The sequence below is a fragment of the Sphingomonas sp. BK069 genome (genome assembly GCF_014193405.1).
GTDB lineage: Bacteria > Pseudomonadota > Alphaproteobacteria > Sphingomonadales > Sphingomonadaceae > Sphingomonas.
The window spans coordinates 12255-29684 of record NZ_JACHZH010000010.1 but is presented as its reverse complement, the minus strand read 5'-3'; the positions used below and the strand labels follow the sequence as shown (position 1 = coordinate 29684).

At 71.8% G+C, this 17430-nt stretch carries 13 protein-coding genes; 8 read left to right on the top strand and 5 right to left on the bottom strand.

From position 1 onward, the window contains the following. Window positions 1-35: 35 nt before the first annotated feature. Together FHY02_RS20125 and FHY02_RS20120 are read left to right on the top strand one after the other, a co-directional pair. Entirely contained in the window at window positions 36-1085 is a 1050-nt protein-coding gene (locus tag FHY02_RS20125) for a ParB/RepB/Spo0J family partition protein (protein WP_183925622.1), read from the top strand. 274 nt (window positions 1086-1359) lie between these two features. Continuing rightward, a complete protein-coding gene (locus FHY02_RS20120; RefSeq protein WP_183925620.1) occupies window positions 1360-2652 on the top strand; it encodes a replication initiator protein A in 1293 nt (430 codons plus the stop codon). 349 nt (window positions 2653-3001) lie between these two features. Here the strand turns inward: FHY02_RS20120 and FHY02_RS20115 are convergent, their stop codons facing one another. Both FHY02_RS20115 and FHY02_RS20110 read right to left on the bottom strand, forming a co-directional pair. Further along, window positions 3002-3319, bottom strand: coding sequence for a WGR domain-containing protein (locus FHY02_RS20115; protein ID WP_221198756.1), 318 nt, complete (start codon window positions 3317-3319; stop codon window positions 3002-3004). A 445-nt stretch (window positions 3320-3764) separates the two neighbouring features. Next, complete coding sequence (locus tag FHY02_RS20110; protein ID WP_183925618.1) at window positions 3765-3953, bottom strand: hypothetical protein; 189 nt, start codon at window positions 3951-3953, stop codon at window positions 3765-3767. Window positions 3954-4069: 116 nt separating this feature from the next. Here FHY02_RS20110 and FHY02_RS20105 point away from each other — a divergent pair, with 116 nt between their 5' ends. The 5 genes from FHY02_RS20105 (at window position 4070) to FHY02_RS20085 (ending at window position 12450) form a co-directional block, all read left to right on the top strand. After that, complete coding sequence (locus FHY02_RS20105; RefSeq protein WP_183925616.1) at window positions 4070-4396, top strand: multidrug efflux SMR transporter; 327 nt, start codon at window positions 4070-4072, stop codon at window positions 4394-4396. A gap of 425 nt (window positions 4397-4821) precedes the next feature. Continuing rightward, complete coding sequence (locus FHY02_RS20100) at window positions 4822-5421, top strand: RNA polymerase sigma factor (RefSeq protein WP_221198755.1); 600 nt, start codon at window positions 4822-4824, stop codon at window positions 5419-5421. A 23-nt stretch (window positions 5422-5444) separates the two neighbouring features. After that, entirely contained in the window at window positions 5445-6440 is a 996-nt protein-coding gene (locus FHY02_RS20095; RefSeq protein WP_183925614.1) for a FecR domain-containing protein, read from the top strand. Between the two features lie 20 nt (window positions 6441-6460). After that, window positions 6461-9700, top strand: a complete 3240-nt coding sequence (locus tag FHY02_RS20090; RefSeq protein ID WP_260173020.1) for a TonB-dependent receptor — start codon at window positions 6461-6463, stop codon at window positions 9698-9700. Window positions 9701-9876: 176 nt separating this feature from the next. Continuing rightward, window positions 9877-12450 (top strand): glycoside hydrolase family 3 protein, encoded by a 2574-nt coding sequence (locus FHY02_RS20085; RefSeq protein ID WP_183925612.1) that lies wholly within the window; start codon window positions 9877-9879, stop codon window positions 12448-12450. Between the two features lie 269 nt (window positions 12451-12719). Here FHY02_RS20085 and FHY02_RS20080 read toward each other — a convergent pair whose 3' ends face one another. From FHY02_RS20080 to FHY02_RS20070, 3 genes are all read right to left on the bottom strand, one after another. Next, window positions 12720-14054: a gluconate:H+ symporter gene (locus tag FHY02_RS20080; protein ID WP_183925610.1), complete on the bottom strand. Its 1335-nt coding sequence runs from the start codon at window positions 14052-14054 to the stop codon at window positions 12720-12722. Further along, window positions 14055-14447, bottom strand: a complete 393-nt coding sequence (locus FHY02_RS20075) for a RidA family protein (RefSeq protein WP_183925607.1) — start codon at window positions 14445-14447, stop codon at window positions 14055-14057. A gap of 82 nt (window positions 14448-14529) precedes the next feature. After that, the gene (locus FHY02_RS20070; protein ID WP_183925605.1) at window positions 14530-15972 is read right to left on the bottom strand and encodes an amidohydrolase family protein; all 1443 of its coding nucleotides are present in this window, start codon (window positions 15970-15972) and stop codon (window positions 14530-14532) included. 84 nt (window positions 15973-16056) lie between these two features. Between FHY02_RS20070 and FHY02_RS20065 the strand changes: the two genes are divergently transcribed. Further along, window positions 16057-17280, top strand: a complete 1224-nt coding sequence (locus tag FHY02_RS20065; protein ID WP_221198754.1) for an alanine racemase — start codon at window positions 16057-16059, stop codon at window positions 17278-17280. Window positions 17281-17430: the final 150 nt, after the last annotated feature.

Below are 17430 nucleotides of genomic sequence, written 5' to 3'. Positions count from 1 at the left end.
CTCGTTCCGCCTATGTTCCGTGACGGAGGTGCGCCATGGCACGTAAGCAATCCGACTATCTCGCCGCGCTGCTCGCCGAGGAGGCGGAAGGCCCTGCCCCCGCCCCTTCGCGTTCGCCGGTCCGCGAGGCGGCGCCCGAGCGCGCGCGCGCCACCACCTTGCTGGGGCGCGAGTCGGCGCTGGCGCGGGTGGCCAGCGGCGAGGTGCGCCAGGTGACCCAGCTGCTGCTCGACCCCGCGCGCGTGCGCGTCTGGTCCGGCAATGCGCGCAGCTACGCGCATCTCAGCGAGGCGAGCTGCCGCGAGCTGATCGACTCGATCATCGCCGAGGGTGGCCAGAAGGTGCCCGCGGTGGTGCGCCGGGTCGAGGGTGATCCCGCGCACGATTACGAGGTGATCGCGGGGACGCGGCGCCACTGGTCGATCAGCTGGCTGCGTGCGAACAGCTACCCCGATCTACCCTTCCTGGCACAGGTGGCGCAGCTCGACGACGAGGCCGCCTTCCGCCTCGCCGACCTGGAGAACCGCGCGCGTGCCGATGTCTCCGACCTCGAGCGCGCGCGCAACTATCGCGCCGCGCTGGCGACGCATTACGGCAACCACCAGACGCGCATGGCCGAGCGGCTCAAGCTCTCCAAGGGCTGGCTCTCGAAGATGCTCAAGGTGGCGACGCTGCCCGACGAGGTGATCGCCGCCTTCGCCAGCCCGGCCGAGGTGCAGCTCAAGCCTGGCTATGCGCTGGCGCAGGCGCTCGACGACCCGCGGTCGGCGGCCGCGATCCTCGCCGAGGCGCGCGTGCTCGCCGCGGATCAGGCGTTCCGGCGCGAGCAGGCGGTGACCTTATGGGGCGCGGCCGAGGTGGTGCGTCGTCTGCTCGCGGCGCCGCTGGTGCGCACCGCGCCGCCCGAGCCCTGGACCTGGCACGGCGCCGCGGGGCGCCCGGCGCTGACGATCCAGTCGGTCAACCGCCAGGGCGTTACGGTGCGTCTGCACGCGGGCTCGGGTGCCGGCGCGGACGAGCTCGCCGAGGCGCTGCGCGCGGCGCTGGCGCATCTGGAGGACGAGGGCAGGGGGCTGCGGCCGTGACGCCGCGCCGCCCCGCCGCACGCGATGTTTCCCCGGGGAAACGCGCCGGCGGCTCAACATTCTCAACATTCGTGCGCCACGAGCGGGGGGTAGCTTCGAGCGTGGCAGGCACTCGCGTCGCTGCGGCAGCCCATGTTTCCCCGGGGAAATGCCGCCCGCGCGGGTGGAGCGCGCCAGGTCGGAAGATCGTCACCGTGGATCAGAGTGTTTCCCCGGGGAAACACCGACCCTGCCCCTCCCGCACGTTTCCCCAGGGAAACCTCGGAGCGGCGGCATGACGCGCGCGCGCCGCGAGGCCGTGTCGGATCAGTTCGAGCTCTTCCTCCCCTATCTCGCCGACCTGCCGCTGCGCGACCAGCGCGAGATGATGGAGCGCCCGTTCTTCAGCTTGGCCAAGTCGAAGCGGGTCAAGCCGATCGACTATCGCTCGCCCGACGGCAAGACCTGGGTGCATGTCTCGGCCAGCGCCGAATATGGCATGGCGACGATCTGGGACGCCGACATCCTGATCTACTGCGCCTCGATGCTCGCCGACATGGCGCGACGCGGCGCGAACGACGTGCCGCGCAAGCTCCACGTCATGCCGTTCGACCTGCTGCGCGCGATCGGGCGCGAGCCGACCGGGCGCGCCTATGAGCTGCTCGGCCAGGCGCTCGACCGACTGGTCGCGACCACGGTCAAGACCAACATCCGCGCCGACGCGGGCGCACCCGCCAACGCGCGGTCGCGACGCGAGGCGACGTTCAGCTGGCTCGACGGCTGGGCCCAGTTGGTCGACGAGCGCACCGAGCGATCGCGCGGCATGACGATCGAGCTGTCCAACTGGTTCTACGAGGGCGTGCTGATGTCCGGCGGGGTGCTGTCGATCGACCGCGCCTATTTCGACATCACCGGCGGGCGCGAGCGCTGGCTCTACAAGGTCGCGCGCAAGCACGCCGGCGGGGCAGGGGAGGGGGGCTTCGCCATCTCGCTGCCGACCTTGTTCGAGAAGTCGGGCGCCGAGGGCCAGTATCGCCGCTTCAAGTTCGAGATCGCCAAGATCGCCGAGCGCGACGAACTGCCCGGTTTCGCGCTGGTGATCGAGCCAGGTGAGGGCAAGCGCGAGCCGGCGTTGCGCATGCGCCGCCGCGCCGAGGACGCGCGGCCGTCTGCCTCGATATCGGTCGCGAACCCGGCGTCGGCGTCCGTCGCGCCGCCTCGTTCGCGCGGCGGCGCCGTGCCCGCCGCGACACCGGCTGAGGCATCGCCGACCGGCACCGTCGCGCCCGCCGCGCCCGAGGGCAGGGCAGGGGAGGCGGACCTGCTCGCGCCCGCCGATCTCGATGTCAGCGCGCTGGTCCGCCGCAGCGTGACCAGCCTCTCGACGCGCGCCAGCTTCGGCGAGATCACCGCGGCGACGCTGGCGACGCTCCGCGCGGAGTGTCCGGGCTGGGACTATCAGACCCTCCACGCCGACTTCCGCACCTGGGTCGAGGCCGATCCGGCGCGCACGCCGGTGAGCTACCAGAGTGCCTTCATCGGCTTCGTGCGCCGCTTCGACGCCAAGAATCGCCACCTGCTGCGCTGAGATCTGCGGCGCGGACGACCGGCGCGTTCCCGATGTATCGGCTCGCCCCGCCCCTGATGTCTCCGCCATAACGGGTCGAGCCAGCGTCTGAACATGCGCGAGCGCCGGATGTCATGAACTGATTCAAACGGCGCGGTGCGCGCGGTCGCTGATCCAGAGTGTCGACACATCGGGAACGGTCAACGATACATCGGGAACGATCCGTCGATACATCGGGAACGCGAGCGTCGATACATCAGGAACGTTTCGACGATACATCGGGAACGGTGAAGGCGGCGCGACTCGCGCGAAATCGTGCACTTGCGCCCTGTAGGTGCGGGCGTAACCTCTTAACTCCATATCTAACCCTCTAACCCGGGTGAGATGTTGAGCTAAGGGAGAGGAGAGGAGAGAAGGGGAGGGGGAGTAGAGCTCGATAGCCGACGCCCAACCGGCGCGTCGCCGTCGCGCGTCGGGCCAGTAGCGCGCGCACGTAGCGGGCCGCGGCACGCTCGTCGCCGAAGTCACGCTGCAACCGCCGCCCGGGCCCACCCAGTCGACCCCAGCTGGTCTCGACGACGATCCGCCCGAACAGGTCGCGCGCCGCGACCACCGACCAGCGCCGGCGTACCCCGAGTGTATCGTCGATCGCCACCAGTTCGAGCGGATCGTAGGGAAGTATATCCATGTGGCGATGCTAGCGCGCGCGTGGACGGCCGTCCGACGACTTGTCTGAATCACTGGCGCGCGATTGATTCACCCGACCGATCGCTGGCGGTGGCCGCACTCGCGCGCGGCAACCGCGCGACCTCTCGCCTTCATCCCGTCTCTCGCATCAGAGAAGAGGCAGCGACCGGCCCGCTTCGTCCCATTCACCCCTTCTCTGGGGCGCGTATACGATCGGTGCCTTCTACTAGCGCGGATCCTTCCAGGCGCGCGCAGGCCACAGAGGCGTGGGCGAGCAACCGCTGTCCAACCGACCGATGATGCACCGCTGCACCCTGCTCGCCGGCGTACGGTCGCTCGCTTGCACCGTCCAGCAGCGGGTCGGCTAGCAGGGGAGGGAGCCTTGGTCGAGCGCGTGGCCAACGGCGTTACGCGGCGTGATCAGATCCGCACGCGTGCGTCGACGTTTAACACGCGGCGGCGGTGTCGTAGCACGAGGCGTCGAATGCCGTCGTGTTGATCGAAGTGAAGGCCGGCTTGCAAGAGAGGATGCTGCGACCGCCCTTGTTGACCGTGAACAGGCGCACCGGCTGCCAGCGACGGTTCGGGTCGCGGGTAGCGAGCGCGCGGATCGGAAAGGACGTGCCGCGGCTCAAGGCCTGATCCAGCGGTACGTCTCCGAGCCAAACGATACCGTACGACGAGCGAAGGTCGCGCTTGCTCGCGCGAACCCACGCTTGATCGCGGTCGGCGGTTGGGCCGATAGCATCGCATGCACTGGTTCTATCTTGCGGGAGCGATCGGGTTCGAGATCGTCGCCACCTCGGCGCTGAAGGCGACGGCCGGGTTCACGCGGCCGCTCCCCTCAGTCGTCGTGGTCCTGGGCTACGCCGCCGCCTTCTACTGCCTGTCGGTCGCGCTGCGCGTGATCCCGATGGGCATCGCTTATGCCATCTGGTCGGGCATCGGTATCGTGGTGATCTCGTTCGTCGGGCTCCTGGTGTATCGCCAGCGGCTTGACGCGGCGGCGCTGCTCGGCATCGCGCTAATCCTGGCGGGCACGCTCGTGATCAACCTGTTCTCCACGGCGCGACACTGAGCGTCCGGCGGAGGACGGGGCGGGTGGAGCCGGACGCACCGCGCCGCAGCGCACGGCCTCGCGTCAGGGCAGCGTCAACCGTACAAGGGACGTCCGCACCGGATCTTGATTGGTACCCGCCGGGCCGGGGCGCATGGGCCGTCGGTGAAAGGATCCAGCGCTGCCATCCCCCCGGGAGCGTCTCGCGGCGCGGCTGAATCAGCGTGCGAGAGCCGCGACGATGGTCATGGGGTGCGGCACGCCCTATCCACCCCGCTCGCCCCCCCCCAGCATAAACGTGGCGACCCCGACGCGCGACGATGGTAGCGCGTGCCCTGCGTCGGCGGTCATCGATCGCGTCGCGCACATGGGCCAGCGGGGAAGGAAATCGCCGCGCCGCGCCTCTCAACCGTCAGCGGCACCAGCGAGGAACCGGAAAGGACGAGATGGCGGGCGGGACGGCAGGAGGCGCGATCGACGCCGCGCGCAGGCGGCAGACCGCCGTCTGGGTGGCGCGCGAGATTCTGCCGCACGAACATCGCGTCCGCGCCTGGCTGCGGCGCGCGGGCACCGCCCCCGAGGATGCGGACGAGCTGATCCAGGAGGCCTATTGCCGGCTCGCCATGCTGGAGGCGGTCGATCACATCGACAGCCCCTATGCCTATTTCTTCTCGATCGTGCGCAACCTGCTGGTGCGGCGGCTCAAGCGCCAGCGCATCGTGCCGCTCGAGACGATCGCCGAGATCGACGCCTATCACGACGATCGCCCCTCGCCCGAGCAGCTCGCGGCGGGGCGGCTGGCCTATGGCAAGGCGCTCGACCTGATCGCGCGCCTGCCCGAGCGCTGCCGCCGCATCGTCCAGCTGCGCAAGATCGAGGGCTGGTCGCAGCGCCAGATCGCCGAGCATCTCGGCACCACCGAGAAAGCGGTCGAGAAGCAGGTCTGGCTCGGCGTGCGGTTCCTGCGCCAGGCATGGAGCCAGGCCGAGCAGGACGCGGACGAACTGATGGGCGAGCACGAGCAGCGCGGAGGGCGTCGGCGATGACGGGTCCGGTGACAGGTGCGGGGATGAAGCAGAGCGCGGGCGAGATCGCCGACGAGGCGGCGGCCTGGGTCGCGCGGCTCGACGCCGACGGCTGGTCGGCCGCGGACGAGGTGCTGCTCGAGCAGTGGATGGCGGCCGACCCGCGCCGCCGCGGCGCGCTGCTCCACGCCCAGGCCTGCTGGGTCGCGCTCGACCCGCCGGCGCCGCGCGCGCGCGCGACGGTGCGGCGGCGCGGGCTGTTCGTGGCGGCGGGCGGCGCGCTCGCCGCCTCGGTGGTCGGCGGCTTCCTCTGGTTGGCGGCGGGCACGACCTATCGCACCGAGATCGGCGAGATCCGTCGTGTCCCGCTCGCCGACGGCTCGACCGCGACGATCAACAGCGACACGCAGCTCGAGGTGACGCTGGCGAGCCGCCGGCGCGAGGTCCGCATCGCCAGCGGCGAGGCGTGGTTCCGCGTCGCCAAGGATCCCGCGCGGCCGTTCGTCGTCGAGGCCGGGCAGGTGGTGGTGCAGGCGGTCGGCACCGCTTTCTCGGTGCGGCGCCGCGACGGCGGCGCGGACATCGTCGTCACCGAGGGCGTGGTGCAGGTCTGGGCGGCGCAGGCGGACGGCTATCGCACCAGCCTGGTGGCGGGGCAGAGCGCCTTCTTCGGCGACAACGCGGCGGTGCGCGTCAGCGACGGGCCGCCCTCGGCGGTCGACCGCGCGCTAGCGTGGCGCTCGGGCGCGATCGACCTGAGCGGCCAGACGGTCGCGCACGCGGTCGAGGATTTCAATCGCTACAACCGCCGCAAGCTCGTGCTCGCCGACCCGCGGCTGGCGGGCGAGCAGATCGACGGCATCTTCCGCACCGACGACCCGGAAGGCTTCGCGAAGGCGCTGCACGACAGCTTCGGGGTGCCGCTCGATACCTCCGACACCGCGGCGATCCGCATCGGCCACGCGAAAAATACATCCAACGTGGAAGGAACTTCACCGCTCACGTCTCTCCACCAGCACGGGAAAGAAACGAGACCGTGAGGAGTGGAATGATGGGGGGAATGAGGCGGCACCTGTGGCTCGCGACGGGCGCGGCGGTGGTGGTGGCGGCGCAGCCGGCGATCGCGCAGGCCAAGCAGTTCGACATACCCGCGCAGCCGGCCGAGAGCGCGATCACCGCGCTCGGCCGCCAGGCGGGCGTGCAGATCGTCGCGGCGCGGTCGTTCAGCCGCGGCAAGCGCACCAACGCGGTGCGCGGTGCGATGAGCGTCGACACCGCGCTGACGCGCCTGCTCGAGGGTACCGGGCTGCGCGCGCAGCGCAGCGGGCCGCAGACCTATGTCGTGCTCGGCCCGGTCGCGGCGATGTTCGCGCCGGCCCGGGCGACCGCGCGGCAGGTGTCGGCGAGCGAGCCGCAGGTGGCGCCCGGCGTCACCACCGACCAGCCCGCCGACGGCGCGACCGGCAGCACCACCGCTGCCAACGTGGCGGGTGAGGGCCAGGCGGAGGAGCCCGCGCGCGACGTCGTCGTCACCGGCTCGCGCATCGTCTCGAGCGGCTTCACCGCGCCGACGCCGACCCAGGTGCTGAGCTACGAGGCGATCACCAAGAACGCCCAGCCCAACGTCTTCACCACGGTGGCGCAGCTGCCCGCGCTGCAGGGCTCGACCGGGGCCACAGTGGGCGCCAACGGCACCTCGACCGGCGTGCAGGGGCTCAGCACGCTCAGCCTGCGCGGCCTCCAGCCGATCCGCACGCTGACGCTGATCGACGGCCAGCGCGTCGTCGGCGCCAACGTCACCGGCGTCGCCGACGTCAGCCTCTTCCCGCAGCTGCTGATCGAGCGAGTCGACGTCGTCACCGGCGGCGCCTCGGCCTCCTACGGCTCGGACGCGGTCGGCGGCGTGGTCAATTTCGTCACCAACACGCGCTTCACCGGCTTCCGCGCCAATATCCTCGGCGGGATCAGCACCTATGGCGACGACGCCAATTGGACCGTCCAGGCGGCCGCGGGCAAGTCGCTCGCGGGCGACCGGCTGCACCTGATCGTCAGCGGCGAGTATAGCCACGAGGACGGCATCCGCTCGGCCGGCTTCGGCGTGGGCAACGATCCCAACGGCGACGGGCCCAACGGCCGCACCTGGCTCACCGCGCGCGGCGTGCAGAATCGCGGCATCACCACCGACGGGCTGCCGCAATATCTCGTGCGCGACCACGTCCAGTCGACCTTGTTCGGGCGCTACGGCCTGATCAACGCGGGCCCGCTCGCCGGCACCGCCTTCGACGTCAACGGCAACCCGGTGCCGTTCCGCTACGGCACCGGCTGTCTGCCGGGCTCGTGCATCGGCGGCGATCTCAGCGGCAGCGTCACCAACGGCAACAGCTTCAAGTCCGAGATCACGCGGCTCAACTCCTACGGCCGGATCGGCTTCGACGTGGATCCCGACAATGAGATCTACGCCACGCTCAACGTGGCGCGCGTCGACACGAGCAACACGCCCAACCCCGGCTCGGCGCAGGACAATCTGACGATCCAGTGCGCCAACCCGTTCGTGCCGGCGGCGATCCAGTCGGCCTGTGCGGCCAATGGCATCACCAGCTTCCGCTTCGGCACGGTCAACCCGATGTTCGACTTCATCGACGTCAACACGCGGCGGCACCAGTATCGCGGCGTGGTCGGCGCCAAGGGCAAGGTCGCGGCGTTCGGCACCGACTGGCGCTACGATGCCTATTACGAGCACGGCACCGGCATCACCGACATCAACGTCAACAACATCCCGCTGATGCCGCGCTACCGCGCCGCGATCCAGGCGGTGCGCGGCGCCAACGGCGTGATCACCTGCGCCGACCCGGTCGCGGTGGCGAGCGGCTGTTCCCCGCTCAACGTCTTCGGCGGCCAGGCGCCGACCGACGCGACGCGCTATTACGTCGAGCCGCAGAACGGCCCGTACCAGCACACCCGCCAGACCCAGGACGTCGCGAGCTTCTCGGTCAGCGGCGAGCCGGTCGCGCTGCCCGCGGGACCGCTCGCGGTCGCCTTCGGCGCGGAGTTCCGCCACGAATTCTACCGCGTCACCGCCGACCCGTACGGCAACGGCGTGCTGACCGGGAACGGCTATACCGACGACTACCCGGCGGACCCGCTGCTGAACCCGCAGGGCGGCAACTGGTACGCGGGCAACTACCGCAACGGCAGCGGCGGCTATGACGTGCTCGAATCCTACCTCGAGTTCAACGCGCCGCTGTTCGACAGCGAGTCGATCGGCCGCGCCAACCTCAACGTCGCCGGGCGCGCGACCAACTACAGCACCTCGGGCACGGTCTACACCTGGAAGGTCGGCGGCACCTGGGACACGCCGCTCGACGGCTTCCGCCTGCGCGGCGTGACCTCGCGCGACATCCGCGCGCCCAACCTCTCCGAGCTGTTCGCCGCGCCGGTGACGAGCAACCGCACTGGCACAATCGACCCGTTCAACGGCAACCGCTCGATCACGGTGCTGCAGACCACCACGGGCAACCGCGCGCTCACCCCGGAGATCGCGCGCAACACCGAGGTCGGCTTCGTGCTGTCGCGCGCCAGCTGGCTGCCGGGCTTCAGCCTGTCGGTCGACTATTTCCGCATCAAGATCGACGACGCCATCTCGGCGCTCGACGCGCAGACGCAGATCAACCTGTGCTACGGCGGGGTGCAGTTCACCTGCGGCTCGTTCGACCTGAGCAACCTCGACTCGGCGTATGTCACGGTGCAGCCGTTCAACTTCGCCTCGATCTTCACCGACGGGCTCGACATCGAGGCGAGCTACACCACCAAACTCGACGGCATCGGCCTGCCGGGGCGGCTCAGCCTGCGCGGGCTGGCGACGCACACGATCAACTTCGTGCAGGACACCGGCCTGCCCGGCACGATCCCGCGCCAGCTCGCCGGGACCAACATCGAGGCCACCGCGGTGCCGCACTGGAAGGTGCTGGCGTCGCAGGACTGGAGCACCGACACGGTCAGCCTCACGGTGCAGGAGCGCTGGTTCAGCGCGGGCGTGTTCTCGAACGAGAACATCGTCTGCCAGACGAACTGCCCGGTCTCGACCGTCAACCACCCGACCTACGACTATAACCGCGTGCCGGGGGCGCTCTACGTCGACCTCGCGGCGTCGTACCGCTTCACCCCGGCGTTCCAGGCCTATGCCAAGGTCGACAACGTCTTCAACCGCGACGGCGAGACGGTGCCCGGCAACATCACCACGCCGACGCTGTACGACGTGGTCGGCCGCGCCTTCCGCCTCGGGCTGAGGGCGAACTTCTGACCGACCCGATCCTCCCCGCTCAGCGGGGAGGAGGACCGCGCCCGTAGGGCGTGGTGGAGGGGGCTCTCCACGCGGCGCAGCGCCTGTGGAAGCCCCCCTCCACCAGCCTGCGGCTGGTCCCCCTCCCCGCGAGCGGGGAGGATCCTGCTGCATTCCTCCGTGACGTAGGCCTCACCATGCTCCCTCTCCTGCTGATCGCGGCGCAGGCCGAGACCGCCGCGCCCGCGATCGAGCGCGCGATCGCGGCGATGTCGCTCGAGGAGAAGGCCGCGCAGCTCGGCAATGCCGCGCCGGCGCTGCCCGCGGCCGAGCTGCCCGCCTATGATTATTGGAGCGAAGGGCTGCACGGCCTCGCGCGCAACGGCGTCGCCACCGTCTTCCCGCAGGCGATCGGCTTGGCGGCGAGCTGGGACGTCGACCTGCTGCGCCGCGTCGGCGACGTGGTGTCGACCGAGGCGCGCGCCAAGTACAACGCGCTGCCCCGAGCTGCGGCGCGGCCGCGCTTCGCCGGGCTGCACCTGTGGTCGCCCAACATCAACATCTTCCGTGACCCGCGCTGGGGCCGGGGGCAGGAGACCTACGGCGAGGACCCGTATCTCACCGGCCGGCTCGGTGTCGCCTTCGTCCGGGGCGTGCAGGGGCCCGATCCCGCGTCTCCCAAGGCGATCGCGACGCCCAAGCATCTCGCGGTCCATTCCGGCCCCGAGGCGGGGCGCAACGCTTTCGACGTCGACGTCTCGCCGCGCGACATGGCCGAGACCTACACGCCCGCCTTCCGCCTCGCGCTGACCAAAGGCGGCGCGCTGTCGACGATGTGCGCCTATAACGCGCTCCACGGCGTGCCCGCCTGCGCCTCGGCGCCGCTGCTCAACGAGCGCGTGCGCGCGCGCTGGCGCTTCGGCGGCATGATCGTCTCCGACTGCGACGCGGTCGGCTATATCGAGAGCTTCCACAATTACCGGCTCGACCTGCCCTCCGCCGCCGCGGCGGCGCTGCGCGCGGGCACCGACCTCGACTGCGGGCCGAGCTACGACGCGCTCCCCGCGGCGGTGCGGCAGGGGCTGGTGAGCGAGGCCGAGGTCGACACCGCGCTGCGCCGCGTGCTCGGCTCGCGCGCCGCGCTCGGCATCGCCTTCGGGCGGCGCAGCCGGTGGGACCGCATCCGCCCCGACCAGGTCGACACGCCGGCGCACCGCGCGCTCGCGCTGGAGGCGGCGGAGAAGTCGCTGGTGCTGCTGACGAACAAGGACCGGCTGCCGCTCGCGGCCGGCACGCGGCTGGCGGTGATCGGCGCCAACGCCGACTCGCTCGACGTGCTCGAGGCCAATTACCACGGCACCGCCGCGGCGCCGGTCACCCCGCTCGAGGGCATCCGCGCGCGCTTCGGCGCCGCGCGCGTCCGCTACGCGCAGGGCAGCGTGCTCGCCGAGGGCGTCGCGGTGACGGTGCCCGAGACCGCGCTCTCCGCCGACGGCCGGCCGGGCCTGCGCGGCGAGTATTTCCGCGGCGCGATCGCCGGCGGTCGCCCGCTGCTGACGCGCCAGGACCGCGTCATCGACTTCGACTGGGACCGCGCGCCGCCCGTGCGGGGGCTCGACGATCGCCGCTACGCGGTGCGCTGGACCGGGCAGCTGACGCCGCCCGCGCCGGGCACCTACACGCTGCGGCTCGAGGTGCCGCGCTGCTTCGACTGCGACGGCCACGACCCGGTGCGGCTGTGGGTCGACGGCAGACCCGTCATCGCCGATCGCGGCAGCGACGAGGGCGTCGAGGCGAGCGTCACCTTCGCCGACGCGCGCCCGCGCGCGCTGCGCGTCGAGCTCGACCATGTCAGCGCCGACGGCGGGATCGGGCTGCGCTGGGTCGCGCCCGCCGCGGCGCAGCTGGCCGAGGCGGTGGCCGCGGCGCGCGACGCCGACGTGGTGGTCGCCTTCGCCGGCCTGTCGCCGACGCTCGAGGGCGAGGCGCTGCGGCTCGACGTGCCCGGCTTCGTCGGCGGCGATCGCACCAAGATCGAGCTGCCCGAGCCGCAGCGCGCTTTGCTCGCCGCGCTGGCGGCGACGGGCAAGCCGCTGGTGGTGGTGCAGATGACCGGCGCCGCCATCGCCGATCCCTGGACCAAGGCGACCGCCGACGCCGCGGTCGCGGCCTGGTATCCCGGCCAGGCCGGCGGCACCGCGATCGCGCGGCTGCTCGCGGGCGACATCAGCCCGAGCGGGCGGCTGCCGGTGACCTTCTACGCCGCCACGCGCGATATGCCGGCGTACATCGACTATAGCATGAAGAACCGCACCTACCGCTTCTTCACCGGCACGCCCTTGTACCCGTTCGGTCATGGGCTGAGCTACACCCGCTTCGCCTATGCCGCCGCGTCGCCCGCGGCGGTGACGATCGCGGCGGGGGAGGGGCTCGGCGCCGCGGTGCGCGTGACCAACACCGGCGCGCGTGCCGGCGACGCGGTGGTGCAGGCCTATCTCGCCCCGGTCGCGCCGCAGCCGCAGGGGCGGACCGTGCCGGTGCTGCAGCGCCAGCTCGTCGGCTTCGCGCGCGCGTCGCTCGCGCCGGGGGAGTCGCGCGAGGTGCGGGTAACGATCGACCCGCGCTCGCTCAGCCTGGTGGCGCGCGACGGCACGCGCGCGATCGCGCCCGGCGCCTACCGGCTGTTCGTGGGCGGAGGCCAGCCCGGCGACGCCGACGGCGCCTGGATCGAGCTGACGATCACGGGTGAGCGCACCGTCCTGCCGGAGTGAGTCTGCGTCGCCTCGTGCTGCTGCGAAAGGAGGAGCTTAGGCGCAATTGACGTTCAGCCGATCCTCCCCTGCAAGGGGAGGTGGCAGCGCGTCAGCGCTGACGGAGGGGTGACCCGGCCGGCGATCATCGCTCGGCTCACCAGCGGCGACACCCCTCCGTCAGGCCTGCGGCCTGCCACCTCCCCTTCCAGGGGAGGATCCAAAGAGGCTCTCGTATCTCAATCACGCTTAGGGCCGCAGGGGTCAGGCTCCGTAAGTTTAAGCGGTGCTCACACCAGCGCGGACAGCCCCAGCGTCAGCACCAGCGCCACGACCGAGATCAGCGTCTCGCACACCGTCCAGCTGCGGATCGTGTCGGCGACGCTGAGGCCGAAATATTCCTTCACCAGCCAGAAGCCGCCGTCGTTGACATGGCTCAGCACCACCGATCCCGCGCCGGTGGCGAGCACGAGCAGCTCGGGCCGCACCCCCGGGTTGGCGGCGGCGAGCGGGGCGACGATCCCCGCCGCAGTCGCCATCGCCACCGTCGCCGAGCCGGTCGCGACGCGCATCAGCGCCGCGATCAGCCAGGCGAGCAGGATCACGGGGACGTGCAGCTGCGCCGCCAGCGCGACGATCGCGCCGGACGCGCCGCTGTCGGTCAGCACGCGGCCGAAGCCCGCGCCGACGCCGACCACCAGCGTGATCATCGCGGTCGGCGCGAGGCACTCGTTGGTGTAGCGCTGCAGCGTCGCCGCGTTCAGTCCGCGCGCCAGGCCGAGCGTCCAATAGCTCACCAGCACCGCCGCGAGCAGCGCCACCACGGGCGTGCCGAGGAAGCGCAGCGCCTGGTCGAGCGGGGTGCCCGGCGCGGCGAGCGACGGCGCGAGGCTGCCGAGCAGCATCAGCGCCACCGGCAGGAGGAGCGTGGCCACCGTGATCGCGAAACCGGGCAGCGCGCGATCGGGCACGTCCTCCGCCGCGGGCGGGGGCGGCACCGCCGGGGCGAGCCGCGGCACCACCAGCCGCGCGTATAGCGGCCCCGCGACCGCCGCGGTGGGCACGCCGACGATCAGCGCGAACAGCACCGTCAGCCCGACGTCGGCGCCGTAGGCCTGGGTCGCGAGCATTGCGGCGGGGTGGGGCGGCACCATCGCGTGCACCACCGACAGCCCCGCCGCCATCGGCAGGCCGAGCCGCAGCGGGTGCTGGCGCAGCCGCCCCGCGACCGCGAAGACGATCGGCACCAGCAGCACGAAGCCGACCTCGAAGAACACCGGCAGGCCGACGATCAGCGCCACCGTCATCGCCGCCCAGTCGGCGCGGCGCGCGCCGAACAGGCCGATGACGGTGCGCGCGACGCGGTCCGCGCCGCCCGACTCGACCATCATCTTGCCGAGGATCGTGCCGAGCCCGACCACCAGCGCGATATGCCCGAGCGCGCTACCGACCCCGGCCTCGAAGCCCTTGACGATATCGGCGGGCGCGATGCCCGCGACCAGCGCGAGCCCGAGCGACACCAGGGTCAGCGCGACGAACGGGCTGAGCCGCGCGCGCACGATCAGCAGGATCAGCAGCGCGACCGCGCCCGCGGCCTCCAGCAGCAGCAGCGTGCCGCCGCTCACTCAGGGCTGCTTCCACGCGACGCAGTCGACCTCGACCTTGCAGTCGACCACCATCTGGGAGACGACGCAGGCGCGCGCCGGCGGGTGGGCGCCGAAATATTCCTTGAAGATGCGGTTGAACGACATGAAATCGCGCGCGTCGTCGAGCCACACGCCGCAGCGCACGACATGCTCCGGGCCGTAGCCGGCCTCTTCCAGGATCTTGAGCACGTTGCGGATCGCCTGGTGGGTCTGGGGGATGATGCCGCCGTCGATCACCTCGCCGTCGACCATCGGCACCTGGCCCGAGACGTAGAGCCAGCCGTCGGCCTGCACCGCGCGCGCGAACGGCAGGTGCTGCCCGCCGGTGCCGCTGCCGCCCTCGACGCCGTAGCGCTTGATGCCGTCACTCATCGATGATGTCCTTCTCGTTGATCTGTATCTTGAAACTCCTTCCCGGCACGGGGAGGAGCTTGGGGCCCCGAGAGCCGCGTCACTACCGCCCAGTGCCCGGGCGCCGCAGCAGCCGCCCGCCGCGCGCGCCGGTGGGGCCGCCGCGATCGAGCGTGGCGACGCCGTTGACCCACACGCCCAGCACGCCCTCGGCGGCGCGCACCGGATCGTCGTAGCTGGCGCGATCGAGCACGCGCGCGGGATCGAACAGCACCAGGTCGGCGGCGAGCCCGGCGCGGACATAGCCGCGATCGCGCAGGCCGAGCCGATCCGCGGTGAGCCCGGTCATCTTGCGGATCGCCTCGGGAAGCGCCAGCAGCCCGCGCTCGCGCACGTAATGCGCCAGCACGCGCGGGAAGCTGCCCCACAGCCGCGGGTGCGGGCGCGGGTCGCACGGCAGCCCGTCCGAGCCGATCATGGTGAGCGGGTGCGCCAGGATACGGTCGACGTCGCTCTCTGCCATGCAATGATAGACCGCGCCCGCGGGCTGAAGCCGCTGTGCCGCCTCGCGCAGGTCGCAGCCCCAGTCGGCGGCGATGTCGGCGAGCATGCGCCCGGCTTGGTCGGGTGCCGGCCCGGACCAGGTGATCAGGATCGGCGTCTCGGGCACCACCTGCTTCAGGTCGAGCGTCGAGGAGCTCGCGGTGTAGGGATAACAGTCGCAGCCGGTCGGGTGCGTCGCCGCGGCCGCCTCGAGCCGCGCCAGGATCTCGCCGCTGCGGCCGTACTGGCTCGCGCCGGCGCATTTGAGGTGCGACACCACCAGCGGCGCGGCGGCGTGGCGCGCGATCGCGACCGCCTCGTCGATCGCGGGCAGGATCGCGGCGCCCTCGCTGCGCAGGTGCGTGGCGTAGAGCGCGCCGGTATCGCGCAGCGCCGCGGCCACCGCCATCACTTCCTCGGTCGAGGCGTGCGCGGCATTGGCATAGGCGAGGCCGGTCGAGAAGCCGAAGGCACCGGCGTCGAGCGCGGCGGCGAGGTCGGCGCGCATCGCGGCGCGCTCGCCTTCCGCGGCGTCGCGGTCGAGCCGGTCGAGATGGCGCGCGCGCAGCGCGGTATGGCCGACCAGCGCGACCACGTTGGTCGCGGGCAGCGCCGCGTCGACCGCGGCGGCATAGGCCGCGAAGTCGGCGTAGGCGAAGTCGCCGGGCGCGCCGAGCAGCACCATCGGATCGGGCAGCGCGTCGCCCGCGCGGCCCGCGCCCGCGCTGATCCCGCAATTGCCGACCACCACGGTGGTGATGCCCTGGGTGATCTTGGGCGTCATCGCCGGCGCGGTGATCGCGACCAGGTCATCGTGCGTGTGCGCGTCGATGAAGCCCGGCGCGAGGGCGAGCCCGCGCGCGTCGATCGCCTGCTCGGGCAGGGTGTCCGCGGCGGGAGCGACCGCGGCGATGATCCCGTCGCGTAACGTCACGTCGGCGCGATAGCCAGCGGCGCCCGAGCCGTCGTACAGCTCGGCGCCGGCGATGATCGTCTCGGTCATGGCTCCTCCCCGTCGCGATGCCGTCGCCACTGTCTCCTGCCGTGAGATTAATGTAAACAATTTTAGGTATCTGGGAGACACAAGGTGGACGAGCTGAACAAAGGGGTGGGGCAGGGCGGCAGCGGGTGGGACCTGCTGGCGGGCGACGTGCCGCTCCCCGCCGCGGTGCTGAGCGGCCCCGACATGGCGCACAATCTCGCCTGGATGCGCGCCTTCATCGATTCCTACGGCCTCGCGCTGGCGCCGCACGGCAAGACCACCATGGCGCCCGCGCTGTTCCGCCGCCAGCTCGACGCCGGCGCCTGGGGGATCACGGTCGCGACCAGCCAGCAGGCGCGCGTCGCCGCGGCGCACGGGGTCGAGCGCGTGCTGATCGCCAACCAGGTGGTCGGCGCGGCCAATGTCGCGGCGGTCGCCGAGCTGGCGGCGCGTCCCGGGCTCGACCTGCTCTGTCTCATCGATAGCCCCGCGGGGGTGGCGCAGCTCGGTGCGGCGTGCCGCGCGCGCGGCGCCACGCTGGACGTGCTGATCGAGCTCGCGCCCGAGCGCGACCAGGAGGGGCTGCGCTGCGGCGTGCGCGACGCGGCGCAGCTCGACGCGGTGCTCGCCGCGCTGGCGGACTGGCGCGGCGCGCTGCGGCTGGCGGGGATCGAGTTCTACGAGGGCGTGCTCGCCGACGAGGCGTCGGTGCGGCGCTTCGTCCGCCGCGCGGTGGCGACGGTCGAGCGGCTGGTGGCGGAGCGGCAGGTCGAGCGGAGCCCGGCGATCCTGACGGGGGCGGGTTCGGCCTGGTACGACGTGGTGGCGGAGGAGAGCGCCGCGGTGGCGCGCGCCGGCGCGGTGCAGGTGGTGCTGCGGCCGGGCTGCTACATCAGCCACGACGACGGGCTGTACCGCGTCGCGCAGGAGCAGATCCTGCGCCGCAATCCCGTAGCGCCGGGGCTGGGCGCGCCGCTGCGGCCCGCGCTGCGGGTGTGGGCGGCGGTGCAGTCGATCCCCGATCCCGCGCGCGCGGTGGTGGCGATGGGCAAGCGCGACGTCGCCTTCGACGCCGGCCTGCCGCGGCCGGCGACGCGCTATCGGCCGGGAGAGGATGCGCGGCCCAGCGAGGCGCCGGCGCACTGGACGGTGACGGGACTGATGGACCAGCACGCCTATCTGGCGATCGCGCCGGGCGACGATCTCGCGGTCGGCGACGTGATCGCCTTCGACATCTCGCACCCGTGTCTCACCTTCGACAAATGGCGGCGGGTGCTGGTGGCGGACGCGGAGCACCGCGTGACGGAGGTGATCGAGACGTTCTTCTGAGCGGTGGCGGAGGTCGTTCGGGCGCGCGTTCGACGACCTTCGCGCGCTTCATCGCGTCGCGACGCGTGTCGCGGTGAATGCGGACGAGCGCCATGACGCTGGTGGGACGAGCGACGCTCTTCTTCCTTACATAAGATATATTATCGATCC